Source organism: Caballeronia sp. J97 (genome assembly GCF_905220305.1).
Lineage (GTDB): Bacteria > Pseudomonadota > Gammaproteobacteria > Burkholderiales > Burkholderiaceae > Caballeronia.
This window is the reverse complement of record NZ_CAJMZL010000008.1, coordinates 1-24,753: the sequence shown is the minus strand read 5'-3', so window position 1 is coordinate 24,753 and position 24,753 is coordinate 1. Positions and strand designations below refer to the sequence as shown.

The window sequence follows — 24,753 nt, the reverse complement described above, 5'->3', positions numbered from 1 at the left end:
AGGCCATGATCAACGACGTGGAGCATGGCCTGTGACTAGCGTCCCCCAATCCGGCATCGACCTTTGGGCCGACGATGTGCTCGTCGATCCCTACCCGGCTTATCGGGCATTGCGCGAACTCGGCGAAGTCGTCTATCTCACGCATTCGAAACTCTACGCCCTGACTGGCTACGACGTCATCAAGGACGCGCTGGCCGATCCGACGCGGTTTTCTTCCGCTCAGGGCATCGGCTTCAACGACGGCGTGAACCGGGCTTTGCAGGGAACCTCGCTCGCTTCCGATCCGCCGGAGCACACCCAGCTGCGTGCTGCCCTTTCCGAGAACCTCACGCCACGGGCACTACGTGGTCTCGGCGAGCAGATCAAGGCCGATGCGCAGGCACTTGTGGCCCGCCTGGTTGAGCAACAGTCCTTCGACGCAATCGACGACATCGCCCGGCGCTTTCCGATCGGGGTTGTCGCCGACCTCGTTGGCTTTCAGGGTGAGGTGAGGGCGAACATGCTCCGCTGGGGGCAGGCCGCGATGGAAGTTATCGGGCCGATGAATCGGCGCACTGCAGAGAATTTTCCGATTGCGGGTGAACTTTACGGCCACTGCGCGCAGATCACTCAGGACGCGCTCACCCCCGGCTCCGTCGGCTGGGGTGTCTTCGAGGCGGAGAGAAAAGGGATAGTTCCTGAAGGCGCCGCGCGCCACATCATTCACCAATATCTCGGCGCTGGCCTTGACACAACCCTTGCCGCGATCGGCAACACCGTCGCTCTCTTCGGGCGCTTTCCCGAAGAGTTTGCCAAGGTTCGTGACGATCTCTCGCTCGTTCCCTCGGCGTTCAACGAGGTGCTGCGTTACTACTCGCCAGTCCATGTGTGGAGTCGCGTTGCGACGCAAGACATGGAGGTGAGGAATGTGAGGATCCCAGGCGGCTCGCGCATTGCGATCATTCTGGGAGCAGGCAACCATGACCCGCGCCATTACAAGGACCCTGAAGTCTTCGACGTGACGCGCAACCCGATAGACCACCTCTCCTTCGGCTATGGCCCGCATGGCTGCGCCGGTCAAGGCCTTGCGCGTATGGAGGGTGCCGCAATCATCGAGGCGCTTGCGACTCAAATCAAGTCGTTCAGCATCGGCGATGTCGCTCGCGTGCCGAGCAATGTCACGGTGTCGTTCGACATCGTTCCCGTCCTGAAGTTGGAGGCCGCATGATCAAACTGATTCTTGATCGCCCTCGTTGCGAAGGGCACGGTCTGTGCGAAGAGGTGGCCACACAGCTTCTTCACATCGACGACGAAGGCTATGCCGCCATCGATGTGAACGAGATCAGCGATGCTGCCTTGGCCACCGCTCAGGCTGCGGCGCGCGTCTGCCCGGTAGCCGCGCTCAGGCTCGTCGATGACGAGGCGACTTAATGAGCGTCCTTCGAAATTCTCTACGCGAGATCGTAGTGGTGGGCAGTGGCATCGCGGGTTTGACCGCTTGCGACACGCTTCGCGCCGAAGGATTCGATGGCCGAATCACGGTAATCGGTGACGAACCGGTTGCGCCGTACAGCCGTCCTGCCTTGTCCAAGGCCATGCTGCGCGACGAGGATGATCTGACCTCGCACTTGTTGCCGGAGGCGACGCACGAGGCAGTCGAACGGCGCGGCATCGCTGCCGTTGGCCTCGATGTCGATCGGCAGCGCGTGCGGCTCGCGGACGGCGATGAAGTGCCCTACGACGCGCTCATTATCTCGACGGGCACACGAGCCAGACGTCTAGCTCCTGGTAGTCGTAGCGACGAATACACCGTTCGTACGCTCGCCGATGCGTTGGCGCTGCGGGCACGACTCGCGTCAAGGCCTTCGGTCGTAGTGGTGGGCGGTGGTCCGCTCGGCATGGAGATCGCATCCGGCGCGATCGGGGCGGGATGTGCAACGACGCTCGTCGCCAAAGGCGTGCCTCTCGCTGCCCATCTGGGTGCATTGGTCGCGGCGCGCTTCCACGATGCTGCTCTTGCGCAAGGCCTCAAGATTGTCACGACTGACTCCGCGGAACTTGTGATGCGCGACGGTGGATCCGTGGTCGCGCTTGGCGACGGCACGGTAATCAAAGCGCAGGTGATTGTCTCTGCTATCGGCGACGCCCCCAATGTCGAGTGGCTCGCCACCACCGGGTTACTCACTGGCGGCGCGCTCGTGGTGGACCGGCGCGGCTTGGTTCGCCCGAACATTGCGGCCGTAGGCGATGTCGCCGCATTCCCGCACGCGGGACGCGTCGCACGTGTTCCGCTGTGGACGAGCGCCATCGATCAAGCGAAAGTGGCCGCTGCGGCGCTCCTCAGGCTGAATGCTCCCGAACTCGCGTTCCAGCAGTACTTTTGGACAGAGGCTTTTGGTATATCGCTAAAGGCCATCGGGCCAACACCGGTTGTGGGTAGGGCGGAAATCGTGGAAGGCACCGGTGAGAAGGGGCTGCTTCGCTGGCGGCAATCAGATGGCACGGTGACTGCCGTTGCGCTCGACTACCGCGTTCCGATCCCGAAGCTGCGCCGCGTGACTGCCTGCAGCGTGTAGCCGGCAAGCGTTGGCGATAAATCCACAAAAAGCTCAATAAAACGACGCGGTATTACATAGGTATGCGAAACATATGCAGGTCGACATTCGACCGATAGGTTCCCGCTTTTGGCCCACGTACTGGCATAACAAAGAACATTGTTTTTATCAGATCGGAGAGATTGTTTTGAGTGAGATGACCGTTTCTACTGCCGATAGCGTGCATCGCGCCCCATCGCTTATGGGAGGCGCACATGTGCGTTAAACACAGTCAGGGTGCTCTCGAACCCTTGCCGCCTTTTACGTCCCTCATCCTTGATCCTCCCAAAGACGAAGGCGTCAATGCAACCCTTGTCAACACGGTGCTCGGCCCGGTCGATGCCCGGCGGCTTGGCGTCACGCTCTTCAGCGAATCGCTGATGTACGTGCTGCCCGGAGCCCAGTACGCGTACGACATCAGGATCGATCGCGCCGATGTGTTCGAGGTGATAGCCGCCAAACTGAGAGCGTTCAAGTCGGCAGGCGGGGGCACGATCGTCGATGCAACGGGCATGTTCCAGGGGCGTGATCTGCGCCTGTACGAAGCGCTATCCCGTGCCACCGGTGTTCATATCGTCGCGTCCACCGGGCAGGGCCCGGAGTCCATGCTGGGCGGATATTTTCTTACGCCGCAGACCAATCCCCCCACGCCCTGGCCGGCCAGCAAGTTCGCCGAGCTGTTCGGACGAGAGGTGAACGAAGGCATGGTGGTTCCTCGCCGGGAACGCCGTGCTCCGGCCGGAATGGTCGTCACGGCGGTCTCCCACAGCGGCATGACGCCGACCGATAGCAGCCTGGTGCGCGGGGCAGCCCGTGCCGGGGAAAGCTACGGGGTGCCCGTATTGGTCCGTTGCGGCTCCGACGCCTTGGCCGACATGCAACTGGCCATCGACGAAGCCCTCGCGCCGGAACGCATTGTCATGGGCGGAATGGATCGCCGTGACGCCGTTGTAAATGGCTGGCCCGTGGCCGTGGCCCGCGCGGGTGCCCGAGTGGGCATCGACCACATTGGATCGAGCGACGCGCGCTTCGTCAGCGATTCCGACCGGGCGGCATTGATCGCCGAGCTCATCGACGCAGGCTATGCCGATCGAATTCTTCTGTCGTCAAGCGCCACGGGGACCGCATTCGGCGAACAGGGCAACGACCTTCCCTACAGCGACGTGCTGACGAAGTTCGTGCCCATGCTGCAGGCGGCGGGAGTGTCCGAGGAGCACATCGCACAGATGCTGATCACGAACACCGCGCAACTGCTGAGCGTAAATGGGGAAGTCAAATGACACGTGTGAATACGGTATTGGGGACGATTTCGGCTTCGGAGCTCGGGTTTGTCGCGATTCATGAGCACATCGGCTACGGCATGCCGGGTTGCGAACTCGACAGCAAGTGGTGGAAGACGCCGGAGCAGCGCTATGAAGAGACGGTGCCGAAACTGCGCCAGTTTCACGAGAACACGAAGCCGTGGGGTGCCGCAACCTTCGTGGAAGCCACCGGTATCTGCAACGGTCGTGACATCGACTACTACAAATCCCTGTCCGACAAGACAGGCGTGCACATCGTCGCCAGCACGGGCTTCGTCGGGGGCGACACGGCATTGCCGTTCTTCGAGCGGGCGAGCGTCGAGTATCTGACGGCTCAGTTCGTCCATGAGATCAGCGTCGGTATCGGCGACACCGGTGCGAAGGCGGGGATCATCAAGGTCGGGGTCAGCCGCGGCTTCAAGATGAAAGAGCTCGACCTGCGCATCTATCGTGCAGCGGCACGTGCCTCCAGGATCACCGGCGCGCCGATCTTCACTCATCTCGCGGTCGACTCCTCGCCGGCACTGAGTATCTTTGCCGAAGAGGGATTGCCCTGCCACAGGGTGCTGTTCGGACATGCCGATGATGGCGTGAGTCAGGGCTTGATCAACGAGAAAGCGCTTCTGGATGCGGGCGCGCGGATCGGCTTCGATACTTTCGGCTATGACCTCGAATTGCCCGACCCGCCATTTTGGGGCCGCCACCGTCAGGAGCGTCTCCAGCACTTCCTGAGATTCCTCAACAGTGGCCTGGTCGAGCAAGTTCTTGCATCGGCGGATGCGAACTGCTCACCGCTGGGTTGGCCTGGAGTGAAAGGCCACACGGTGAATTATCTGTTCGAGCAGCTCATACCGGATCTGCACGCCGAAGGTATCGAGGACTCGGTCATCGACCAGTTGTTCGTTCATAACACGGCCGAGTTTCTGACTTTGACGCCGATCTCCAATCAGTGAAAAGAACCAGATCAAAGAGACGCATCATGACATCGGGCACTTTAAAGGATTTGAATATCGCCGTTATCGGCGCCGGGTACGCCGGTGCGACCGCAGCGCTGGCGCTCAGCCAGTTGGGCGCTGCGGTCACCGTGTACGAACAGGCGCAAGAGATCAAAGAGGTCGGCGCCGGGATCGGACTACGTCCCTCCACGATGGACCAGTTCCGCAAGTTCGGCATCTTCGACCGTATCGCCGCCGTGACCTCGCCGAGCGACTGCTTTGAGATTCTGACCGCCCGCGGTCAGCGAATCGCCATGGAGGAGTGGCCGGAAAAACAAGCGTTTGGTGCGAGTACGCATTTCGTGCACCGTGGAGACTTCATCGAGACGTTGCTGGGCACGCTTCCCGCAGGCATGGTGAAGCTGGACCACCGTCTCAGCCGAATCACCGACAACGGCGACGGTGCGACGGCGATCTTCGAGAACGGCGTGACGGTGAACGCCGATCTGATCGTCGGTGCCGACGGCATTCGCTCGCAAGTGCGCAAGCATTTGTTCAGCGACAAGCCCCCCATATTTGCCGGCGAACACGCCTATCGCGCAGTGATCCCGGCGGCGGACACGTTCGGTCTGGTGGCCGACGGCAACCTTCGCATGTACGTCGGGCACGGCACCAAGATCTACCTGTTGCCGCTCCACCATCGCAACGAGGTGTCGTTCGATGTCACCTGTCTTGCGACCGACTCCACGCCAGCGCCTATCGCCAGCAAGGCCCAGCTGATGAACGTCGTGGCGGGCTTCGATCCGCAATTGATGGCGATCGCAGAGGGGCTCGACATGAGCAAGGTGAACCTGCGAGCCGTATATGACATCGACCCGGTTCCCCTCTGGCATTCCAGCGCGGTGGTGCTGATCGGCGATGCGTCTCACGCGATGTTGCACCACCAGGGGCAGGGTGCGAACTCGGCCGTTCTGGATGCCGGTGCGCTTGCCGAGAAACTCCGCGACGCCGATTCGATTCCCGAAGCACTGGCGCAATTCCAGGCGAGCCGCAAGCCGGTAACCGATGAACTGCAACGCCTGTCGCGCCAGGGCTGGAGCGAAGACGAAGTCCAGAGTGTCTTTCCCAACCAGCATCAGGGCGAGATCGCCGCGAGGAGCTAAATCATGGCACTGCATCCTAAAGTCGCTGAGTTCATTGCTTCCTTGCCGCTTCCGTCACCCGGGCCGCTCAATCCGGAGGCCATGCGAGCGGCGGACGAGAGCCACGTTCCTCCGCTGGAGAAGCGGCTTCCCGCGCATTCCGTGTTCGACCAGAACCTGTCGACGTCTGCCGGTGAGATTCCAGTACGCGTCTACAAGCCGACGGCCGCGGGCGTCCATCCGGTGCTGGTTTACTTCCACGGCGGCGCGTTCTTTCTCGGCAGCCTCAATACCCACGATCATATTGCGCGCGCACTGGCCGGTGCCACGCAGTCTGTCGTCGTTTCGGTCGGCTATCGGCTTGCTCCCGAGCATGCCTTTCCAGCGGGCCTGAACGACTGCTATGCCGTGGTTCAGTGGATAGAACAGCATGGTCGCGGTCCCAGCGGGGGCATCGGCTGGGACGGCCGCACCCTGGTCGTGGCCGGCGACAGTTCAGGCGCCAACTTCGCGGCCGCGGTCACCGCGATGGCCGTCGACGCGGGCCTCAAATGCATCACGCATCAGGTGCTCTATTACCCGTCGCTCGATCTCGACTTCGATCTCGAGCGTTATGCGTCGATGACAAGCAACGCCGTCGGCAATGGTCTGGAAACGGCAATGCTGAAGCCATTCAACGCGTTCTACATCGATAGCGGTGCGAACCCCGCTGACCCGCTCGTGTCGCCCATCAAGAGACAGGATCTTTCCGGGCTGCCGCCGACACTCATCGTCACGGCGGAATGCGATCCACTTCGTGACGAAGGCGAGTTGTATGGCCAGAAGCTGGAGCAGGCAGGCGTTCCTGCCACGATCCGCCGCTACGAATCGGCGGCGCATGGATTTGTCCAGCACTTCTCCTGGCTGCCCGAGTTCCAGGGCGTGTTCGCCGAGACCGCCGACTTCATCAGGAAGGCAAAGCGATGACCTCCGTCGATATCCAGCCACTGTTTTCGCAGTGGGGGCGGTTCGGCCTCTACAGCTTTTTCATCGACGGAAGCGAGCCGGCGATTGTCGACACCGGCATCGCCTCATCGCCAGCGGCTGGCATTGCGCCGGCGCTCAAGCAACTGGGGCGGCGCATCGAAGATGTGCGCTGGATTCTTCTTACACACGGCCATATCGATCACATCGGTGGGGCGCATGCGCTTTGGGAGCTGACAGGCCGGAAAGCCAAAGTCGTCATCCACGAGGCCGATGCGCCGTTCCTGCGTTCACGCCGCACCCATGTCGAGGAATATCTGGCAGCGCGTGGCCGCTATATCGACGACCCGAAAGGGGAGGCCAGGATAACGGCGGCCTGTGAGGCCGCCATCTCCGGTGAAATGGAACCGCACCAGGTGGTCCGCCATGGCGACCAGCTATCGCTTGGGCCGGATGTGACGATTACGGTGCACTCCGTGCCCGGCCACACGGCAGGTTCGGTGGCGTATGTGGTGGAAGGGCAGCGCGATGTCTTCGTCGGCGATGCCGTGCAGATCCACGGTGCAGCCAACGGATTTCCGAGCTACGCCGATCCAGATGCGTATCGTGCCAGCCTGCAGCACCTTCGCGACCACGTCCAACCGAACCGCCTGTTTCTCGGTCATCCTTATCGCAGCCAGGGTGTCGAATCACTGGGCGTGGTGCTGGACCGCGAACAGGCAGCAGCCAAGATCCAGGAAAGCCTCGACGTTGAGGCGAGGGTGCTTGCCGCCACCGAGCAATTCGGCCTCGACGGCACAGCCGTTGCCATGGATGTCTGTTCGCCCTTTTGCTGTATCGCGCATCACTTGCGCTACGACGGCGATCCAACCTTGGAACCCTCGCCATTCTTTACCACGATGCACGGATACTTTAATAAGGGCTATCGCTCATGATGGTTGTACACAAAGACCTGCGTGTGCCGATGCGCGACGGCATTCACCTCGTTGCAGACGCCTATCATGCCGAAGGCGATATGCCGCGCCCGGCACTGGTCGCGCTGAGCCCCTATGGCAAGGAATTACAGGCGCTGGCGCTCACCATTCCTCCGCAGCGACGTCCCTCACCGTTGTGGGACGGATGCATCGAGGCAGGTGACATCGCTCGCGTGGTGAAGGAAGGCTACGTTCACGTGATCGGCGACGTACGTGGCTCCGGCGGTTCTGAGGGGGAGCACATCGGCAACTACAACGCCGGCGGCGTTCCGCTGGGACAGGACGCTTACGATTTCATCGAGTGGGTCGCCGCGCAACCGTGGTGCAACGGTGTGGTCGGGATGATCGGCATTTCGTACTTCGGGTCCATGCAGATCTTCGCTGCGGCCGAGCGCCCGCCGCATCTCAAGGCGATCTTCGTCAGCGGGGGGCATTTTGATTTCTATGAGACGACCTATCACGGCGGTGTCATGTGGTTCATGCCGCGTGCTGCACGAGAAGGGCGTGGTGGCGACTCGGGTTGGGCCTTCACGCATCGTCACAAGTCTCGCATGCTGGAGACCTTCTCCAAAGAGGAAATCAAGCGGCGCGTGGCCGAGCGACTCGCCGACCCCGACGTGGCGGCCTGGCCCAACCTGGTGCATCTGCTGAACTATCCGATTCACCACGAGTCCTGGTTCGACATCGTCATGAATCATCTCGATGGCGAGTGGTACGAAGCGCAGAACCCGATCAATCTGGCCAGAAACATCGATATCCCCGTGTACCTGCAGATCAATCAGGGCCGCGGCTGGACCGTAGACGGAACGATCGAGCTCTTCGATGTGCTGAAAGGCCCGAAGAAGCTGGAGATCGGGCCCTATCCGCCGATGCAGACGCGCCCTTGGGTCGATGATCACGACACCATGTTCCGCTGGTACGACTACTGGTTGAAGGGCATCGACAACGGGATCATGGACGAGCCGGCGGTGAAGGTGCATGTCGAAGGCAGCCGCACATGGATGACGGCCGATCATTGGCCCGTCACGCCGGTCGACTACAAGCCGCTGTACTTGCGTACCCGTGGCAAGCTGGCGTTCGAGCCGGAGCCCCTGGACGTGGAGCATGCGCATCCGGAAGGCTTTTATCAGGCGCCGCTGACCATCGTGGACAGAGTCGAGAAGCTGACGTGGTCCACGGAGCCGTTCCAGGCCGCAACGTCGATCCATGGCGTGAGCGCTGCGCATCTCTACGTTTCCATTGACCAGGACGATACGAATCTGATCCTGCGTGTGTGGGACGAGGCGCCGACCGGCAAGCGCCAGCTCGTCACGACAGGCTTCCTCAAGGCATCGCATCGCGAACTCGACGAACGATCCAGCGAAGGCAATCCATATCACCCGCACACGCGCAGTGTGCCTGTCGATCCCGGCGAGATCAATGAATACGTCGTGCGGCTCTATCCCTTCGCGAATGAATTCAAGGCTGGCCATAAGCTGGTAATCGAGCTCATGTGCAACGAGCCGCTGGTGGATGAGCACAATTCCCTGTTGCCGCCCGACGCATTTCATCTGCCCGTTGGACGGGCGGTGACACACACGATCTATCGGGATGCCACGCATCTGTCGCGGCTCGTGCTGCCGTTTTCGTCAGCCCGAACATGAACGAAGGTTTGCTGACGACAGCCGAATGGGCCGGAATCGATTAGCGCCCGCCTGAGTTTCGAAGAGGACGAACCTGAAACGGCATCGCGATGTACGGCCCAACGCATAACGAAGGCGTCCCACGCTACGTCGCGATATTTTTGATTTGAGCGTTAGAGGAAGATGTTTCAAGGCATGGATTTATAACAACTAAGTAGTACACCTATATTATGGAGACGAAATGGGAAAGGGGTCTAATCATCAAAGCAGGATGCGGCGATCCATACGGGTCATTGTTGGAGCGACGTTGACCGCCATGTCATGTACGGGGCAGGCATCGACTTATCAGCCAGCAGGAATCGATCTCGGCGCGACGACTTTCAATGATGCGTTTGGCAGTACGGAGCCGGGCTGGACGTCGATCCAGCTCCTGCAATACAAGCACAACACCAGGTTCTACACGAACACGGGCGCGCAAAGTTCCGCATTCAAGGATGCGCAACTCAATGCGTTCGTGTGGATGCCGCAGATGGTGTATACGTCGCCGATTCACGTACTCGGAGGCGCACTCGGCTTCACGGCGATGCTGCCGGTTACGTCGTTGAACGCACACTCGACCGAATTCAATCCTTATGCGCCGACGCTGACTGCACGTTCGGGCTTCGGTGACGTTACGTTCGGCCCGTTTTTGCAGATGGCGCCGGTGATCAGCGATGGTCGTCCTGTCTTCGTGCAGCGGTTCGAATTCGACGTGATCGCGCCGACCGGCGCCTACGATCCGAACAAGCTGGTCAATCCGAGTTCGGGCTTCTGGTCGCTGAACCCGTACTGGTCGGTGACGGTTTTGCCTACGCCGAAGACGGAAGTGTCGGTGCGGATGCACTACCTGTACAACTTGAAGAACACCAATCCGGGTATCAACAATCCGTTTCAAGTTCCGGGCCTGATGAACTTCCAGGCCGGCCAGGCGGTGTGGGCCAACTTTGCAGCATCGTACAAGGTCTTGCCGAACCTCGATGTCGGCCTGAACGGCTTCTGGTTCCGCCAGATCACGGATGACCGTGTCAATGGGGCGAGCCAGCCCGCTGCTCGAACGACGAACCTGTCTCTGGGACCCGGCGCCGAGTGGACGATCGATCGCAAGAACTTCGTGTTTGCGAACCTTTATTTCCCGGTGGTGGAGCGCAATACGTACTCCGGCACTCACGTGAACCTGCGCTGGATTCATGCGTTCTGACCAGGAGGTCATCATGCAGAAGGTACTCGAGTTGCCACGAATCGAGAGTGCTCGCGGAATAATGACACTGATGATTTCCCACTGCGCAGGCATGTTGGACCTCGTCGCCCTGCCGTTGTGGGTAGGTACGCGGGCCGCAACAGCGGGTTGATTGATGGGATGGCGGGCGTGGCCGTGCCGATTCTTGACCGCTCGGGGAATGCGCTCGGCGCGTTGAGCGTCGGCACGCTGTCGACGCGCCTGGGCGAAGACCGCCTGCCGATGGTGGTCGAACTGCTGAAGCGCCAGGCGCAGGCGCTCGGCCCGCAAATCAATCCGTTCGATGTGGCCGTGCGCCGTCCGGTTCATGGCCTGACGCGCGCGATGGCGACCAGGCCGCTGTCGGGGCCGGCGGAATAAGCGGCCGAACGACGCGCGTAGAGATTTGCGCGAACGGCATCAGCCCCATCTGGTTGAACGAAGACAGGATCGCCACGTAGCGAAGTAGAGACGGCTGTCGTCGTGGCTAGCGCAGGAGGGCTGGCGAGTCGTAATCAAGCGCGCCCGCTGGAACGCGCTGCTGTTCGTGAAAGACAGCGTCAAGGTGTCTGCAGCCCACCGTCCATCAAGCGTGTTTGCGTCCATCGGGTGATACCCCGTTCGCAGGAGTATTTTGCCGCTTCACGCTCATCGAGATCGACACCCAAGCCCGGTTTATCGTTCGCATAGACGAAGCCGTTGCGAAACTCCGGCAGGCCCGGGAACACCTCGAGCAGCGCCTCGCGTGGTCCTTTCAGTTCCTGGATCACGAAGTTCGGCGGCGCCGTGCCCGACCATTCCTGCACGCCGAAATTGCGCGATGCGAGGTCGATATGAATGTTCGCAGCATGTGCGAGCGGCGACATGTCGCCCGGACCATGCCACGCCGTCCGCACACCGAACTGCTCAGCGAAAATTTGCAGCTTTCGCCCCGCCGTGATTCCACCGATCTGGCTCAGATGGACGCGAATGAAATCGACCAGCCGCTCCGTGATCAGAAACCGCCATTCGTACGGGTTGTTGAATAGCTCGCCTTGCGCCAGCGGCGTCGTGGTCTTCCCGCGCAACTGGCGCATCCACTCGCCTTCTTCGAGCGCGATCGCATCTTCGAGAAAGAACAACTCGAAAGGCTCGAGCTCGCGCGCGAAGCGAATTGCTTCGACGGGTTTCAAACGCTCATGCACGTCGTGGCACAGCGCCACATCAAACCCGATCTTGCTACGGATTCCATCGAACAGCTTGAGCGTGTCGCGGATGTACTTGCGGCTATCGAGATAGATGCCCTCGGCCGCACCTTCGGGCGCATTCGAAGGCGCGCGGCCAAATGCGCCGCCACCGTATCCGCCGCTTTGGCAGCGGATATGCGCGATGCCTTGCTCGCGATATCGCTGAATGTTCTCGCAGAGTTCGTTGAGATCGCGGCCATCCGCGTGGCGATAAATCGGTACGCCTTCGCGCACCTTGCCGCCAAACAACTGATACAGGGGCATGTTAGCCTGCTTGCCCTTGATGTCCCACAACGCCATATCGACACCCGAGATCGCGTTGTTTTCGATCGGTCCATTGCGCCAGTATGCGTTCTGATGCATCAGTTGCCAAAGCTCTTCGATCGCCTCGGCGTCGCGCCCGATGAGCAAAGGCCGCAAGTACTCCTCGATCAGGCACTTGACCGCAAGATGACGATACGCGAAGGTCGCGCATCCGAGTCCATACAAGCCAGGCTGATTCGTATCGACCCTGACGACGATGAGATTGATGCCTTCTGGCGCAGTCAGGATGACCTTGATGTCGGTGATGAGTGTTGCCATGAGTTGTTTCACGAGAGCAGAAGCCACGGAATCGGACTTGCTGCCCGTGCCTCCCTTGGGTGTCGAGCGCTGGCCGATATGTGCGGGCTCCAGCATCATGAGGACGACCGACGCCAGCAGCGCTGTGGCCATGAAGACATACGACGCGGAAGGACTGCCTGTTGCACCATTCAGATAGCCGACGAGCCGCGCGCGCGCGAACCTTCGCCGCTTCGAGGCAACGAAGCAGTACACCACTGGCGATAGCGAATTTTGTCCGCAGGTCTGACTCGTGATGCCCTGTCCCGCTTCCAGTAAGCCGGACTAAGATGAGCGCACGTTCAATCATCGAGGCCAAAAGTGACCGATACTGCTCGGCGCCGCTCCGCTCCGCTCTCGTCATCATCGACGTTCAGGAATCGTTTCGACACATGCCCGACTGATCCGCTTCCGATCTGCCGGCTTTCAGGACGCCGTGCTGCGCCTCGACCGCGGCGCACGTGAAGCGCGCGTTCCGGTGATCCATGTCCTGCACGTCGGCAAGGCCGATCCGTTGAAGAAGAAATCGGGCTTCGTGAAGCCGCTGGACTGGCTGCCGGGCTCGCCCGGTGTTGTCTTCGAGAAACACACGCACAACGCGTTCACCGATAACTTCACTCAAATGGCGGGGGAACTGTGTAACACTATTGTCACAATCCAGTTTTCGACAGCCTGGCGTCAGCGTCACGTCCATTTCAGAGGAAATCGATCCGCCGTGCTGGTTCTTCTTAATCTGCTCTCTGGCGTCGCCCTTCTGGTCTGGGGCTCACATATCGTCCGTACCGGCATTCTCCGGGTACTTGGCGCCGATCTCCGCGCCATTCTGGGACGTAGCACCGGCAGCAAAATGCGGGCATTTCTGGCCGGTATAGGCGTCACCAGCCTGGTGCAAAGCAGCAACGCTACAGCCGTCATCATCACGTCGTTCGCCGCACAGGGATTGGTGCCGCTGGCGGCCGGACTGACGGTCATGCTTGGCGCGGATGTCGGTACCGCGCTGATGGCACGCGTGCTCACGCTCGATTTGTCATGGCTTTCGCCGATTCTGATCCTGGTCGGTGTGCCGCTCTTCCTCACTCGAAAACAGACGCGAGCGGGGCAGGTGGGGCGCACGATTATCGGACTCGGATTGATCCTGCTGGCGCTGCATCTCATCGTCGAAGCGGCGCAACCCATGATGCAGGGCGCGGGCGTCAGGGTGATGTTCGGCGCGCTCACGGGCGACACGATGCTGGACGCGCTCGTGGGCGCCGGTTTCGCGATGTTGTCCTACTCGAGCCTCGCCGCGGTGCTACTGACAGCGACACTGGCGTCGTCTGGCGTGATTTCGCTGAAGGTCGCCTTGTGCCTGGTTGTCGGCGCGAATCTGGGCAGCGGCCTCCTCGCCTTGCTCAATGCGTTGCCGCAGAACGCGGCGGCACGACGTCTATCCGCTGGCAGCTTCGCATTCAAGCTGGCTGGGGCGATCATCATTCTGCCGTTTGCATCGCTGCTCGCACGCGGATTGCCGGTCCTGATCACCAATCCACGCGAAGCGGTGGTCGGATTCCATGTGATCTACAACGCCATACGCTGCTGCGCGTGCCTCTCGCTCGTCGATCGGGTCGCGGCGATCAGTTGCCGGCTACTACCCGATCGCACGGTGACGACGGGTGAGTTGCGTCCGCTGTACCTGGATCCGGCCGGTCTTGCAACGCCGAGCCTGGCATTGGCGAATGCGTCGCGTGAAGTGCTCCGCATCGGTGACATCGTGCGTGCCATGCTCGATAACGTTTCGGATCTCCTCAGACGCAACGATCTCGCCGTCGCCCGCGAGACGATGCGCATGGACGATGATGTCGATCAGCTTTATGCGGAAGTAAAAAGCTATCTGACGCTGATCTCTCGCGAGCAGCTCGACGAGGCGGAAAGCCGTCGCTGGACCGACATCATTTCGTTGACGATCAATCTCGAGCATGCGGGAGATATCATCGAACGGATCGTGAGCGACATCGAGGAGAAGAAGATCTCCCAGCGCCTCGCTTTCTCGGAACAGGGCCTCGGCGAACTCGACGATCTGCATGCACGCCTCGTCAGCAACCTGCGGCTGGGACTGTCTGTCTTTCTCAACAACGACCTGCGATGTGCCGAACAGTTGCTGGCCGAGAAGGAGCGCTTTCGCGATCTCGAGCGGGCGTATTCGCACAAGCATCTCGATCGTCTCGCAGGACAGTCGCTGCGCAGCATGGAAACCAGCGCGCTGCACCTTGATCTGATCGGCAATATGAAGCGATTGAACTCACTCTTCTGTTCGACAGCGTATCCCGTGCTCGACGCGGCGGGGGCATTGCATGATACGCGCTTGCGCAGGCGCTCCCTCGACACGCTGCACGTCAAGGAGTGAAGCCGGTCTTTCAAGTACCAGGACGCCCACTGACTTCGCCTCGGCTCTTCCTACGACAGCGTCCTCACGCTCGATACAAACGAGCATGATCAGTCCACGACTGCGTGGGGAGACACATTCAGAATCGGGATGAAGGTATCGGCACGGATTTGAAGGGCGTCCTCACTCAGCAGCTACAATATGTCCCTTTCGTGAAAGTCAAAGGTCTGACTTATATCGGGGGATTTCATGTTCGGTAAGTTCATGCCCACCGAGGGCAGGTTTTTCGAGATCTTCAACGCGCATGCAGTCTGCATCGTCGCGGCGGGCAAGGAACTCGAGTTGCTCGTCGACAATCTGCAGGACGCAGAAATCTATAAGGTGAACCTGCAGAAGGCCGAGAAGGAGGCTGACAGACTCACGCGTGAGACGATGGATCTGTTGCACAAGACTTTCATCACGCCCTTCGACCGCGACGTCATTCACAAGCTGATCACCACGATGGACGATATCCTCGATTTGATGGAGGACGTCGCCACCGTTATTTCTCTCTACGACGTACGAGCTCTCGGCTCCGAAGCAAGTCAGCTCGCGCACATTTGCACGGCGACCGCGGAGCGTGTGCAGTTCGCGGTGGGCCTGCTATCGAACATGAAGCAAACGCCCCAGATCCTGAAGGCCTGCGAAGACATCGACCGGCTGGAATCGGACGCGGACCGCGTCCTTCGTTCAGCGATGTCGAAGCTCTTTCGCGAAGAAGACAACGTCAAGACGCTGATCAAGCTCAAGGCAGTCTATGAGTTGCTCGAGACCATCACCGACAAGTGCGAGGATGTCGCGGATATCCTTCAAGGCATCGTACTGGAAAACGCCTGATGCAGTCCGTCCAGCTCGCAGTCTGGGTGGTCGTTCTGCTGGTCGCGATCGCGCTCGTGTTCGACTTCATGAACGGCTTTCACGACGCAGCGAACTCGATCGCAACGGTTGTGTCGACCGGCGTATTGAAGCCGCAACAAGCCGTGGCTTTCGCTGCAACGTTCAACGTCATTGCCTATTTCGTCTTCCATCTGAAGGTGGCACAGACGGTCGGGAAGGGCACGATCGATCCATCAATCGTCGATCATTACGTGATCTTCGGTGCGCTCTTTGGTGCAATCGGATGGAACGTGATTACCTGGGTGTACGGCATTCCATCGAGTTCGTCACATGCGCTGATCGGCGGCCTGGTCGGCTCGGCACTCGCGAAGTCGGGGTGGGGCGCACTCAACTACGACGGGCTACTCAAAACGGTTGCGTTCATCTTCATCTCTCCGCTGCTTGGCTTTGTGCTCGGGTCATGCTTCATGCTGGCCGTGTCATGGTTGTGTTTCCGCACACCCCCCAGCAAGGTGGACCGCCGCTTCCGGCGGCTGCAATTGCTCTCGGCGGGCCTCTACAGCCTGGGACATGGCGGCAACGACGCGCAGAAGACGATCGGGATCATCTGGATGCTGCTGATCGCAACCGGATACGCGTCGGCCACCGCCGATGCGCCTCCCGTATGGGTAATCGGCGGCTGCTATCTGTCGATGGGCATCGGTACGCTTTTCGGCGGCTGGCGCATCGTTCGCACGATGGGGCAGAAGATCACCAAGCTCAGGCCCGTGGGCGGCTTTTGTGCGGAGTCGGGCGGCGCACTGACGCTTTTCACCGCATCGTGGCTCGGAATTCCAGTATCCACGACTCACACGATCACCGGAGCGATCGTTGGCGTTGGCGCGACGCAAAAGCTGAGCGCGGTGCGCTGGGGCGTCGCGGGCAACATCGTGTGGGCTTGGGTGCTAACGATCCCGGCGTCCGCCGCGATGGCCGCGGCGGGATGGTGGGTCGCTACGCACACACTGTGAGCGGCGCCAACCATCGCGATACTCCATCAGCAAAGCAGGTCGTCTACCATTCGTTTTGCAGCCATGAGGCTGCCGAAGGCCCAAAATCACTCGATAATAAGCACCTTCATCAGAATTTGCTGGCCGGCTATTGGTGATGCAACATATCCTACTCTTCATCGAGAAGCGCCAAGTTCGATCAGTGCCTTACGCCGAAGCACCGGTCTCGATGCCAAGCAGTCACGCGAGCCATCGAGGGTTGACCACGTAGCGTTTTATGTGGTTCCCGGCAAAGGACTGTAGACGAGAACCGCAGCGGCGACAACCACACCAGCCAGTACGACGGACTCGACATGCAGAACAGCCGCAAAGCGTTTCAGCGGTCGAGCGGCGGCATCCGCACGTGCTTCCTTTAAAGAGGCAAGCAGTCGCGGCATCTCGACAAACCGGTTATGTGCGCCAAGCGCAGCGGCAATGAGCACTAGGGCGAACTTGAGCAGCAATATCTGCCCATACGTCGACGTCCCGAGACTCTCAGGTGTGTTCACTCCGCGCCAGCCGTTGTAGGCGCCGGTGGCGAACAGGATGACCAGCGCGACCGCCGCAGCGTCGGAGAGTGACTGAACGAACGCTGCACTGTTCGCTCGTTCACGGGCTGGTGCACTAAGCACGCGTGGCAGAACGACATACGTTGCCACCAGTACCAGTCCGACCCATACGCTGATGGCGAGCAAATGGAACCAGTCGGCCCACACTGGAACGCTCAGCACGCCGGCATCGACGGGGTGGCCCGCGTGGCTACGTGACAATGCGACCCCTCCTAGAGCGAGCCAGATTGCGCGCTTGAAGCTTATCGGATTGCCCGACTGCGCAAGCGACAGAATCATTACGACGAGCATGAAGCCTGCGCCTGCAATCCATGCGTGACCAAAGCCGGTCTCCACCAGCATCGAGCGGACAGCGGGACCCGCTTCCGCGAGCGTTGATTCGCTCATCAGCGCGCAATGAATCCAGAATGCGCTTGCACTGGAGAAAAGCACTGCAAACGACGCTAGGCGCAAGGTGAGAAGCAGGTGCCAACTGAGTCGGGTCTGCCATCGCGACGTGCGGCGAGACAGCCACGTATCACTCAGCATTGCGCCTACAACAATCGCCAAGCTGAGGTTTTGAAGCGCCACAAACGCCAACCGCAAAACGCCGAGGGAACTGTCGTCCATCACTTCACCGCAAACGTATAGATACCCTTCGTCTTGTGGGCATCATGCGTCATAGCGGCCCACTGCACGGTGTAAGAGCCTGAGGCAAGCTTCGGAACCGCAATCGTCAGCACTCGCGGATTCGACGAGTCGACCTTGGCCTTCTCCTTGGTCGCAGGCGACCCGGATGCATCGACGACCTTTATCGTGCTAAACGTGGACTCGAGGTCCTCGTTGAACGTCAGGCGAAGCGACTCTGGCGATGCATCGATTGTGCTGCCGGCCGTCGGCGTTGCGCTTTCGAGTTTGCCGTGGGCAAATGCAAGCGCGGGCGATAGCGCAATAGCAGTGATCGCCGCTGCGCGAATACAAAGCTTGTACGTCTGGGTTTTCACGATTGTTATCTCCCGAGATTGATTCGGGCGCTCGACACGCTATATCGTTGGCGCCCCATTCAGTTTCACTGCTTCTGCAGCTTCGTCACGGTGAGCGCGCCGTCGACTTCTTCTGCGACGAAATCGATCTTGTCGCCGACCTTCACCTGGGACAGCATCGCCGGGTCGCTGACCTTGAACACCATCGTCATTGCTTCCATGTCGAGATTTTCGAGCGGGCCGTGCTTGATGGTCAGCTTGCCGGCGGCGGTGTCGACTTTCTTCACTTCGCCATGCGACATGCTGTTTTTTGCGTCCGCGCTCGGTTGCGCGCCGCTTGCCATATTCGTGTTTGCCGTTTCACCGGCCGCAGAGGCGGTCCCGAAAATTGCCACGGCACAACCCATCACAATCGAAACAATCGCGTGCTTCATCACGCTCTCTCCCATAGTTGAAGTTACAAACATCGGCCGAAGTCATGTACGGCTCACCACCAAATCAGCTATCCGGTAGTTCACCGGTGTATTCGTACGCCACGGTTCCCTTCGGGTGCTTGAACCACCCCGGGTCGCGGTAATCGTTGCGACCGAGTCCTTCACGAACCTTGACGACGGTGAACATGCCGCCCATCTCCAGCGCGCCGAACGGTCCCGTACCGGTCATCATGGGCAGGGTGTTGTCCGGCAGCGGCATTTCCATATCACCCATCGAGCCGCCCGAACTGCCCATCGCCATGTAGTCCGGCACGAGCTTGTTGATGCGTTTCGCGAGGTCTTTCTGTGGTACGCCAATCAGGTTCGGAACCTGGTGTCCCATTGCGTTCATCGTGTGATGCGACTTGTGGCAGTGAAACGCCCAGTCGCCAGGCCGGTCTGCCGTGAACTCGATGGCGCGCATCTGACCGACTGCAACGTCGGCAGTCACTTCCGGCCAGCGTGCGGAGGGGGGAATCCATCCACCGTCGGTTCCTGCGACCTCGAAGCTGTACCCATGCAAATGAATCGGGTGATTGGTCATGGTCAGATTGCCGAATCGGATGCGGACGCGCTCGCCGGCGCGCACGGGCAGCGGGTCGATGCCCGGAAAGACCCGCGAATTCCACGTCCACATGTTGAAGTCCGTCATTTCGTTGACTCGCGGCGTGAAGCTGCCCGGGTCGATGTCGTAGGCGGACATCAGAAACACGAAGTCGCGGTCCACCGGCATGACGCTGCGCTGCCTCGGATGCACGATGAACGTGCCCATCATCCCCATCGCCATCTGGACCATCTCGTCGGAATGTGGGTGATACATGAAGGTGCCGTGCTTCTCGATTTGGAACTCATAGACGAACGTCTTGCCCGGCGGGATGTGCGGTTGCGTCAGCCCCCCAACGCCGTCCATCCCTGAAGGCACAAGCATTCCGTGCCAATGGACGGTGGTGTGCTCCGGCAGTTTGTTGGTCACGAAGATGCGAACCTTGTCGCCTTCGACCGCTTCGATGGTCGGCCCCGGCGCCTGGCCGTTGTATCCCCAAAGGTTCGCCTTCATGCCGGGCGCCATCTCACGGACCACAGGCTCGGCCGTCAGGTGGAATTCCTTCCACCCGTTCTTCATCCGCCACGGCAGCGACCAGCCGTTCAACGTTGCGACGGGCGTGTACGGGCGACCATTGGGCGGCACTAGCGGTGGCTGTGTGGCGGCTTTTTGCATCGTTGGCGCTTCTGGAAGCGACGCCGCGCCAGCCTTGCTAACCAACGCCGCGCCGAGGAGCGCAGCGCCCGAGCCGCCGAGGAAACTTCGACGTGAAACCATGTTCAATTACCTTCTGAATTCGTCGGCGACGCCGGTTGTGTCGTGGGAGCGGGCAGCGGCGCATCCTGCATCGGTGCCTGAGGTGTCTGCGGCGCGGAAGGAGACGTCGGTTCGCCTTGGGATGCGCCTTGACCCTGTGCCAGGGAGAGGGGTGGGAGTCGTCCGCCAAGCGACTGTTGCAAGTCCGTCTCCGCAGACCAGTAGTCTTTCAGGGCCTCGATGTATCCATTGACGGCCGCGACCTGGTCGCGCGAATCGGCAAGCAGCTCGAACACGCTCGTGAGCATGCCGTTGTAGCGCAGGAGCATCTCGTCCGAGATGGTCTTGCGTAGAGGCACGATCTCGTCGCGGTAGTGCTTCGCTAGGTCGTAGCTCGTCACGTAGGCGGAGTACGACTCACGTACCTCGGAGCGGGCGTCAATTGCCGTCTGGGCGAGCTGGTTCGCCGACTGCAAATAGATGGCTTCGGCCCGTGCCACCTTCGCGCTACCCCAGTCGAAGATGGGAATCTCGACACTGATTTCGAACCCGTGCTCGCGCCCCTTGTCCGTCTCGAAGTTGTTGAGATAGCCGACTTCGAGCGCATTGATGAATCGGGTCGCTTTGCTCAGCCCCAGGGAGGTGGCAACGCTTTGTGTCCGAAGCTTCGCCGCCTGAATGTCGAGGCGGTTCTGCATCGCAAAGCTCTCGAGCTGGTCCAGTCGGGGCTTGTCCTTTGGTAGGTCAGGCAGGCGGTCCGGCAACTTGTACTGCGTACCCGAACCCCATAGACCCATCGTGCGGGTGAGCTTTTCGCGAGCCATGACCGACTGCTGCCGGGCCTTGGCCAACTGCGCGACCGACTCCGCGTAAAAGGCCTGCTCGCGCGCATAGTCGAGTTTGCTGAAATTGCCAGCGTGGCGCATACGCAAGGCGAGTTCCGCGCCTGCCTCGGCCGAGTCCTTGACCTGGGCGGCGTAAAGGGCCGCCTGCTCCGCAGCCACAGCGTTGACGTAGGCTTTGCGGGAGTCGGCGGCCACGACGAGCATCGCATTGGCCGTCTCGAGCTTCGTCCGTTCGAATCGGCTACTCTCGATACGCGTCGCCACGGGCAGCGTGAGAATCCCCAATACGCCCACGGAGAACGTCCGGCTGATTCCAAAGCCATCGCTCCAGTGGGTCCGGCTGAATGTAAAGCCCGGATTGGGCAGGCGGCCCGCCTGCACGAGGTCGGCCTCGGAAATACCGAGCTCGCCGTATGAAGCCTGGAGTCCCCGGTTGTTCAGCAGCGCAACCTGGACAGCGTCGTCCATGCCGAGCGGCTTCGAAAGCAGCTCCTGAGTGCGCTTGAATGTGGCGTCGCGGTCTTCGTCGGACTTGATGTACACCGCCTCCTTGCCAAGGCGCTCAGTCGCGGTCGTCGACACCGTGTTGAATCCACCGTCTTTCGAAAACGTCGTGCAGCCGGCCAGGAGTACCGTCGCGATGGCGATGGATGCCACACGGTGTGGAGCGAGAGTTCGAATCATTTCGACTCGCTCCCGTGTTCGTGACCGCTCTTTCTTTCCGGTGTAGCAGCTGGTTGTTGACTGTGCTTCGTGGCGCTCGTGCCTCGGCTGGGCGCAACAGCACGGTTCAACTGCTGCCAGCTCGGGGCTTCCCCATCCTGCCAGGACTTGTAGCCGTCAAACGCGGACTGCACGGTGACGGCCGGAACCGATACGCCGGCATCTGTCGGCTCGGGTACGGCCGTCGTGGCGTGCGCGAGCAACGGCAACACTGCGCTTGCGCCCAAGAGCGCCGCAGATATTGTTCGCATGAATTCTTCTCGTCGTAAATCATCCGGCGTCCGTGAAGGACCCCAGAAAAACTAGCTGGCTGCAGCGAATGGCTGCGAGTGCGCGGATTAGACGAGAATGGAGCGGGGAGGCCGTTCGATGCCGCCGGTCAGGAACAACACGACACCGGCATCCGGAGGCAGTGGGACGGAGAAATGCGTCAGGTCAGTCGAAGCGGACACTGTAGGCACAACGGGTAGCGCCGCACCGACACAGCAGGAAGCACAGGTCGAACAGGCATGAACTTGGCGGCCGCCGTCGTGATGATGACCAGCATGGTAATTATGGTCGGCTACGACCGCGTGTCTGTCTGCTGCCCCAGATTGATGGAGGTGTTGATGAGGCGATGCTTCGTCATCGGCCACCTCCGAGGGCGCACAAACCATCGAGACGGCCGCAAACGACTGAACCGGAAGGCTCAGTGCCAGCAACACGACGAGAATGAATTTGCGCCAGTAAGACATGGGTGCAGAGTCTAGCACGGGTTAAGACCGCTGCAAGCGCGCGAACATGTCAGCGTGTAACCGTATGGCGCCCGGTTCGCTCTGCCGCGCGCGAGGGTCGCGGGTCGCATCACGTTCTGACGTTCATCAAGTCATTTGTCGCGTTGCGCTAAAAGGTCGACGACGAAATTCCTGTTGACCTTCCCACCGGGGGAAGGTGCATGCTAAATACAGTCCAGTCGAGGAGCGTGCAAATGGAATTCAAGGTAGCCGATATGTCGTGCGGCGGATGTGCGAGCGTCATCAGCAGGGCAATCGCCAAACTGGACGCGACTGCCAAAGTGGAGATCGATGTCGCAGCGAAGCTGGTGAAGGTCGAGTCCCCGCTGGAACAGGGGCAGATTGCCTCTGCAATCGAAGGCGCAGGCTTCCACCCGGTCGCTACCGTGTGCTAAGCGCGGCAGGAGAGCAATTTGAGCTATTTTGGAATCCTATGTATTTGATATAAATCTATTTTCCGAATTTATAAAGCATAGCTAATCAAAAGGAAGAGCGGGAGGGCTGTCTCGTGTTCGGCATCGCAACGAAGGAGCGCTTCCAATCCTCGGGGTGTGGTCGGCCCTTATGTGATCAATTCGACGTGCCGAGCACCGTCGGGGACCGTATCGACGACCAGCCGACGATCAAACGTCGCGAGCGTGCCGCGATGCGCACGCGCGAGCAGATAGGTATGGGTCACTTGATCTGTCGCAAGGATCCGGCTCGCATCGACGTGTTGTGGATCGAGCAGGCTTACGTCGTCAGCCCAGATCGTGGCTGGGATGTGCTCGCAATTGCGCCACGAGCGGTGCGACAGCGGCCGGCGTCTCGAGTGTGTTCGGGTAACGCGGATTGCCGATGATGCGCAGCACGCCGTTTTCGGTCAGTGGGCAGGTCGCCCACGAGGCGTGTCCGACTTGGCCGAACCATGCATGCGCCGCCTCATGCTGCACGTGGCAGGCGTCGAGCAGCGCGATCAGGACGTTCACGTCGAGAAGATATGCCATCAGGAGGTCTCGTCGCGCAACTGATTAACGAGATCGAGGGTCACCGGGCGTCCCGAGCGCGCGTTTGGCAAGACCGGCAGTCCATTGCGCATCGTTGGTGAGGCGGCAACCGGCTGCAGCGCTGCCCGAGCGAGTGCTGACAGCACCCGTCCGATAGAGACGTGCTCTCGCTTGGCGCGAGCGCGTACGACTGCCATTACATCGTCATCAATATCGAGGGTAGTTCGCATGAGGCTCTCCTGTCATGACGCAGCAAATGCCACAATTACAGCTGGACCGCATCAAACATCAAACATCACGCACCATGGGGAGCGCGACGGATCTTTGTGATCGAGACGGTCACCGATGCGTTTCCCGTGAAACCAAATCAGCTTCGACCCTAATAAAATCGAACGACGGCTGATCCAGTAACCTATCAACTCCTGTAGTGCAGGCGTACAGTCGGGAGTGTCGCGCGACGGTATCAAGCTTCGTCGCTGGGATCGAGCAACTCAAGCCGAAATTGCCATCCCTCGAAGGCGAGAAGCATCGCGCCGAAATCCTGCCAGTCGACACGCCGGCCGTCGATGATCACGCAGGGTTGGCTGGTGTGTTCGGCCCCGTCCCGGTCGAGCCGGCCTCTGACCATCGTTTCGGCGACCTGTAGCCCGCCAGCTTCCGCGACGAGGTGCGTGGTCGCCAATGCGCGCCTGATTTTCTGAATGAGCTGAGCCAACAGCGCGAACGGCTCCAATTCAGGATCACCCAGGCTCTGGAAGCGGTAGCCTACAGAGTCGTCGTCTACGAGCTCGAAGGCTTCCAACGAAAGCTGGTCGCCGAGTAGCAGACTGCGAAAATGGAACTCGTGCTCGTAGCCGTGCGCATCGAGCAGGCGCAGCGGCGTGAAGTTCGGATGCTCGAAGTTCCGAAGGTCCGCGAACTGTGCCATCTCGTCGTTGAAACACCGACTGCAGAGCACGCGCCAAGTGCCGTCTAACGACCCGGCACGCACAAAATCGTGCGCAGGCTTGTCCGCGCGACATCGCTCACAGCGGGTTTGCGTCATAAGGTCACCACCCGGCGTCACCAACTGACGTGGATTGTCGCATGGGATGGTGCGGCGGGACCGGCCATCGCCGGACGCGCAGGTCTACGCCGCGACGCCAAAGACGCAGTGCATGTCAATGTCGAGGCTTTTTTGAAATATCGGGGTTCCATCTAAAAAGCTTCTACATGCAATGTGTTGTTGCTGCTAAGTTCAAACGTCGGGGTTGCCGCTAAGTAGA

The 24,753-nt window shown here is 60.4% G+C and carries 25 protein-coding genes and 1 pseudogene; 15 read left to right on the top strand and 11 right to left on the bottom strand.

Annotated elements, in window-relative coordinates:
* Positions 1–31: 31 nt before the first annotated feature.
* From U4Y90_RS13225 to U4Y90_RS13175, 11 genes and pseudogenes are all read left to right on the top strand, one after another.
* Positions 32–1,207: a cytochrome P450 gene (locus U4Y90_RS13225; RefSeq protein ID WP_321795018.1), complete on the top strand. Its 1,176-nt coding sequence runs from the start codon at positions 32–34 to the stop codon at positions 1,205–1,207.
* Positions 1,204–1,410: a ferredoxin gene (locus U4Y90_RS13220; protein WP_321795017.1), complete on the top strand. Its 207-nt coding sequence runs from the start codon at positions 1,204–1,206 to the stop codon at positions 1,408–1,410. Before U4Y90_RS13225 ends, U4Y90_RS13220 begins: the two co-directional genes overlap by 4 nt.
* A complete protein-coding gene (locus U4Y90_RS13215) occupies positions 1,410–2,555 on the top strand; it encodes an NAD(P)/FAD-dependent oxidoreductase (protein ID WP_321795016.1) in 1,146 nt (381 codons plus the stop codon). The genes U4Y90_RS13220 and U4Y90_RS13215 overlap by 1 nt, the downstream gene beginning before the upstream one ends.
* 233 nt (positions 2,556–2,788) lie before the next feature.
* Positions 2,789–3,853: a phosphotriesterase gene (locus U4Y90_RS13210; protein WP_321795015.1), complete on the top strand. Its 1,065-nt coding sequence runs from the start codon at positions 2,789–2,791 to the stop codon at positions 3,851–3,853.
* Entirely contained in the window at positions 3,850–4,827 is a 978-nt protein-coding gene (locus U4Y90_RS13205) for a phosphotriesterase (protein ID WP_321795014.1), read from the top strand. The genes U4Y90_RS13210 and U4Y90_RS13205 overlap by 4 nt, the downstream gene beginning before the upstream one ends.
* Before the next feature lie 26 nt (positions 4,828–4,853).
* Positions 4,854–5,972, top strand: coding sequence for an FAD-dependent oxidoreductase (locus U4Y90_RS13200; protein ID WP_321795013.1), 1,119 nt, complete (start codon positions 4,854–4,856; stop codon positions 5,970–5,972).
* A gap of 3 nt (positions 5,973–5,975) precedes the next feature.
* Positions 5,976–6,917, top strand: a complete 942-nt coding sequence (locus tag U4Y90_RS13195) for an alpha/beta hydrolase (RefSeq protein WP_321795012.1) — start codon at positions 5,976–5,978, stop codon at positions 6,915–6,917.
* Positions 6,914–7,849: an MBL fold metallo-hydrolase gene (locus U4Y90_RS13190; protein ID WP_321795011.1), complete on the top strand. Its 936-nt coding sequence runs from the start codon at positions 6,914–6,916 to the stop codon at positions 7,847–7,849. The genes U4Y90_RS13195 and U4Y90_RS13190 overlap by 4 nt, the downstream gene beginning before the upstream one ends.
* Positions 7,846–9,531 (top strand): CocE/NonD family hydrolase, encoded by a 1,686-nt coding sequence (locus U4Y90_RS13185; RefSeq protein ID WP_321795010.1) that lies wholly within the window; start codon positions 7,846–7,848, stop codon positions 9,529–9,531. Before U4Y90_RS13190 ends, U4Y90_RS13185 begins: the two co-directional genes overlap by 4 nt.
* 295 nt (positions 9,532–9,826) lie before the next feature.
* Positions 9,827–10,747, top strand: a complete 921-nt coding sequence (locus U4Y90_RS13180) for a transporter (protein WP_321795238.1) — start codon at positions 9,827–9,829, stop codon at positions 10,745–10,747.
* 126 nt (positions 10,748–10,873) lie between these two features.
* Positions 10,874–11,134, top strand: a pseudogene (locus tag U4Y90_RS13175) (IclR family transcriptional regulator C-terminal domain-containing protein); the annotation flags it as partial.
* Here the strand turns inward: U4Y90_RS13175 and U4Y90_RS36125 are convergent.
* Complete coding sequence (locus tag U4Y90_RS36125) at positions 11,058–11,222, bottom strand: hypothetical protein (protein WP_415749339.1); 165 nt, start codon at positions 11,220–11,222, stop codon at positions 11,058–11,060. The pseudogene U4Y90_RS13175 and the gene U4Y90_RS36125 overlap by 77 nt on opposite strands.
* A gap of 103 nt (positions 11,223–11,325) precedes the next feature.
* Positions 11,326–12,573 (bottom strand): enolase C-terminal domain-like protein, encoded by a 1,248-nt coding sequence (locus tag U4Y90_RS13170; RefSeq protein ID WP_321795236.1) that lies wholly within the window; start codon positions 12,571–12,573, stop codon positions 11,326–11,328.
* Between the two features lie 733 nt (positions 12,574–13,306).
* Between U4Y90_RS13170 and U4Y90_RS13165 the strand changes: the two genes are divergently transcribed.
* The 3 genes from U4Y90_RS13165 to U4Y90_RS13155 all read left to right on the top strand — a co-directional run bounded on the left by U4Y90_RS13165 (position 13,307) and on the right by U4Y90_RS13155 (position 16,839).
* Positions 13,307–14,974, top strand: a complete 1,668-nt coding sequence (locus U4Y90_RS13165) for a Na/Pi cotransporter family protein (RefSeq protein WP_321795234.1) — start codon at positions 13,307–13,309, stop codon at positions 14,972–14,974.
* Between the two features lie 228 nt (positions 14,975–15,202).
* Positions 15,203–15,829: a DUF47 domain-containing protein gene (locus tag U4Y90_RS13160; protein WP_321795009.1), complete on the top strand. Its 627-nt coding sequence runs from the start codon at positions 15,203–15,205 to the stop codon at positions 15,827–15,829.
* Positions 15,829–16,839: an inorganic phosphate transporter gene (locus U4Y90_RS13155; RefSeq protein ID WP_321795008.1), complete on the top strand. Its 1,011-nt coding sequence runs from the start codon at positions 15,829–15,831 to the stop codon at positions 16,837–16,839. Before U4Y90_RS13160 ends, U4Y90_RS13155 begins: the two co-directional genes overlap by 1 nt.
* A gap of 254 nt (positions 16,840–17,093) precedes the next feature.
* Here U4Y90_RS13155 and U4Y90_RS13150 read toward each other — a convergent pair whose 3' ends face one another.
* The 6 genes from U4Y90_RS13150 to U4Y90_RS13125 all read right to left on the bottom strand — a co-directional run bounded on the left by U4Y90_RS13150 (position 17,094) and on the right by U4Y90_RS13125 (position 21,980).
* Positions 17,094–18,035 carry a copper resistance D family protein gene (locus U4Y90_RS13150; RefSeq protein WP_321795007.1) on the bottom strand — a complete coding sequence of 314 codons (942 nt, stop codon included), beginning with the start codon at positions 18,033–18,035 and terminating at the stop codon, positions 17,094–17,096.
* Positions 18,035–18,409 (bottom strand): copper homeostasis periplasmic binding protein CopC, encoded by a 375-nt coding sequence (gene copC / locus U4Y90_RS13145; RefSeq protein ID WP_321795006.1) that lies wholly within the window; start codon positions 18,407–18,409, stop codon positions 18,035–18,037. The genes U4Y90_RS13150 and copC overlap by 1 nt, the downstream gene beginning before the upstream one ends.
* Positions 18,410–18,474: 65 nt before the next feature.
* Positions 18,475–18,822, bottom strand: a complete 348-nt coding sequence (locus U4Y90_RS13140; protein WP_321795005.1) for a copper-binding protein — start codon at positions 18,820–18,822, stop codon at positions 18,475–18,477.
* Between the two features lie 64 nt (positions 18,823–18,886).
* Positions 18,887–20,182, bottom strand: a complete 1,296-nt coding sequence (locus U4Y90_RS13135; protein ID WP_321795004.1) for a copper oxidase — start codon at positions 20,180–20,182, stop codon at positions 18,887–18,889.
* 2 nt (positions 20,183–20,184) lie between these two features.
* Entirely contained in the window at positions 20,185–21,690 is a 1,506-nt protein-coding gene (locus U4Y90_RS13130) for a TolC family protein (RefSeq protein WP_321795003.1), read from the bottom strand.
* Positions 21,687–21,980 (bottom strand): hypothetical protein, encoded by a 294-nt coding sequence (locus U4Y90_RS13125; RefSeq protein WP_321795002.1) that lies wholly within the window; start codon positions 21,978–21,980, stop codon positions 21,687–21,689. The genes U4Y90_RS13130 and U4Y90_RS13125 overlap by 4 nt, the downstream gene beginning before the upstream one ends.
* Positions 21,981–22,696: 716 nt before the next feature.
* On the opposite strand from U4Y90_RS13125, the gene U4Y90_RS13120 reads away from it, so the two are divergent.
* On the top strand, positions 22,697–22,897 hold the full coding sequence (locus tag U4Y90_RS13120) for a heavy-metal-associated domain-containing protein (RefSeq protein WP_321795001.1): 201 nt from the start codon (positions 22,697–22,699) through the stop codon (positions 22,895–22,897).
* Between the two features lie 345 nt (positions 22,898–23,242).
* Here the strand turns inward: U4Y90_RS13120 and U4Y90_RS13115 are convergent, their stop codons facing one another.
* The 3 genes from U4Y90_RS13115 to U4Y90_RS13105 all read right to left on the bottom strand — a co-directional run bounded on the left by U4Y90_RS13115 (position 23,243) and on the right by U4Y90_RS13105 (position 24,533).
* Entirely contained in the window at positions 23,243–23,488 is a 246-nt protein-coding gene (locus tag U4Y90_RS13115; protein WP_321795000.1) for a hypothetical protein, read from the bottom strand.
* Positions 23,488–23,718, bottom strand: a complete 231-nt coding sequence (locus U4Y90_RS13110) for a CopG family transcriptional regulator (protein WP_321794999.1) — start codon at positions 23,716–23,718, stop codon at positions 23,488–23,490. Before U4Y90_RS13110 ends, U4Y90_RS13115 begins: the two co-directional genes overlap by 1 nt.
* Positions 23,719–23,951: 233 nt before the next feature.
* Positions 23,952–24,533, bottom strand: coding sequence for a hypothetical protein (locus U4Y90_RS13105; RefSeq protein ID WP_321794998.1), 582 nt, complete (start codon positions 24,531–24,533; stop codon positions 23,952–23,954).
* Between the last annotated feature and the right edge of the window lie 220 nt (positions 24,534–24,753).

Coding starts and splice junctions, on each gene's coding strand:
- U4Y90_RS13220 (WP_321795017.1), top strand. CDS start 1,204: ATGATCAAACTGATTCTTGATCGCCCTCGTTGCGAAGGGCACGGTCTG.
- U4Y90_RS13215 (WP_321795016.1), top strand. CDS start 1,410: ATGAGCGTCCTTCGAAATTCTCTACGCGAGATCGTAGTGGTGGGCAGT.
- U4Y90_RS13210 (WP_321795015.1), top strand. CDS start 2,789: ATGTGCGTTAAACACAGTCAGGGTGCTCTCGAACCCTTGCCGCCTTTT.
- U4Y90_RS13205 (WP_321795014.1), top strand. CDS start 3,850: ATGACACGTGTGAATACGGTATTGGGGACGATTTCGGCTTCGGAGCTC.
- U4Y90_RS13200 (WP_321795013.1), top strand. CDS start 4,854: ATGACATCGGGCACTTTAAAGGATTTGAATATCGCCGTTATCGGCGCC.
- U4Y90_RS13195 (WP_321795012.1), top strand. CDS start 5,976: ATGGCACTGCATCCTAAAGTCGCTGAGTTCATTGCTTCCTTGCCGCTT.
- U4Y90_RS13190 (WP_321795011.1), top strand. CDS start 6,914: ATGACCTCCGTCGATATCCAGCCACTGTTTTCGCAGTGGGGGCGGTTC.
- U4Y90_RS13185 (WP_321795010.1), top strand. CDS start 7,846: ATGATGGTTGTACACAAAGACCTGCGTGTGCCGATGCGCGACGGCATT.
- U4Y90_RS13180 (WP_321795238.1), top strand. CDS start 9,827: ATGTCATGTACGGGGCAGGCATCGACTTATCAGCCAGCAGGAATCGAT.
- U4Y90_RS13170 (WP_321795236.1), bottom strand. CDS start 12,573: ATGGCAACACTCATCACCGACATCAAGGTCATCCTGACTGCGCCAGAA.
- U4Y90_RS13160 (WP_321795009.1), top strand. CDS start 15,203: ATGTTCGGTAAGTTCATGCCCACCGAGGGCAGGTTTTTCGAGATCTTC.
- U4Y90_RS13155 (WP_321795008.1), top strand. CDS start 15,829: ATGCAGTCCGTCCAGCTCGCAGTCTGGGTGGTCGTTCTGCTGGTCGCG.
- U4Y90_RS13150 (WP_321795007.1), bottom strand. CDS start 18,035: ATGGACGACAGTTCCCTCGGCGTTTTGCGGTTGGCGTTTGTGGCGCTT.
- U4Y90_RS13140 (WP_321795005.1), bottom strand. CDS start 18,822: ATGAAGCACGCGATTGTTTCGATTGTGATGGGTTGTGCCGTGGCAATT.
- U4Y90_RS13135 (WP_321795004.1), bottom strand. CDS start 20,182: ATGGTTTCACGTCGAAGTTTCCTCGGCGGCTCGGGCGCTGCGCTCCTC.
- U4Y90_RS13130 (WP_321795003.1), bottom strand. CDS start 21,690: ATGATTCGAACTCTCGCTCCACACCGTGTGGCATCCATCGCCATCGCG.
- U4Y90_RS13125 (WP_321795002.1), bottom strand. CDS start 21,980: ATGCGAACAATATCTGCGGCGCTCTTGGGCGCAAGCGCAGTGTTGCCG.
- U4Y90_RS13120 (WP_321795001.1), top strand. CDS start 22,697: ATGGAATTCAAGGTAGCCGATATGTCGTGCGGCGGATGTGCGAGCGTC.
- U4Y90_RS13115 (WP_321795000.1), bottom strand. CDS start 23,488: ATGGCATATCTTCTCGACGTGAACGTCCTGATCGCGCTGCTCGACGCC.
- U4Y90_RS13110 (WP_321794999.1), bottom strand. CDS start 23,718: ATGCGAACTACCCTCGATATTGATGACGATGTAATGGCAGTCGTACGC.
- U4Y90_RS13105 (WP_321794998.1), bottom strand. CDS start 24,533: ATGACGCAAACCCGCTGTGAGCGATGTCGCGCGGACAAGCCTGCGCAC.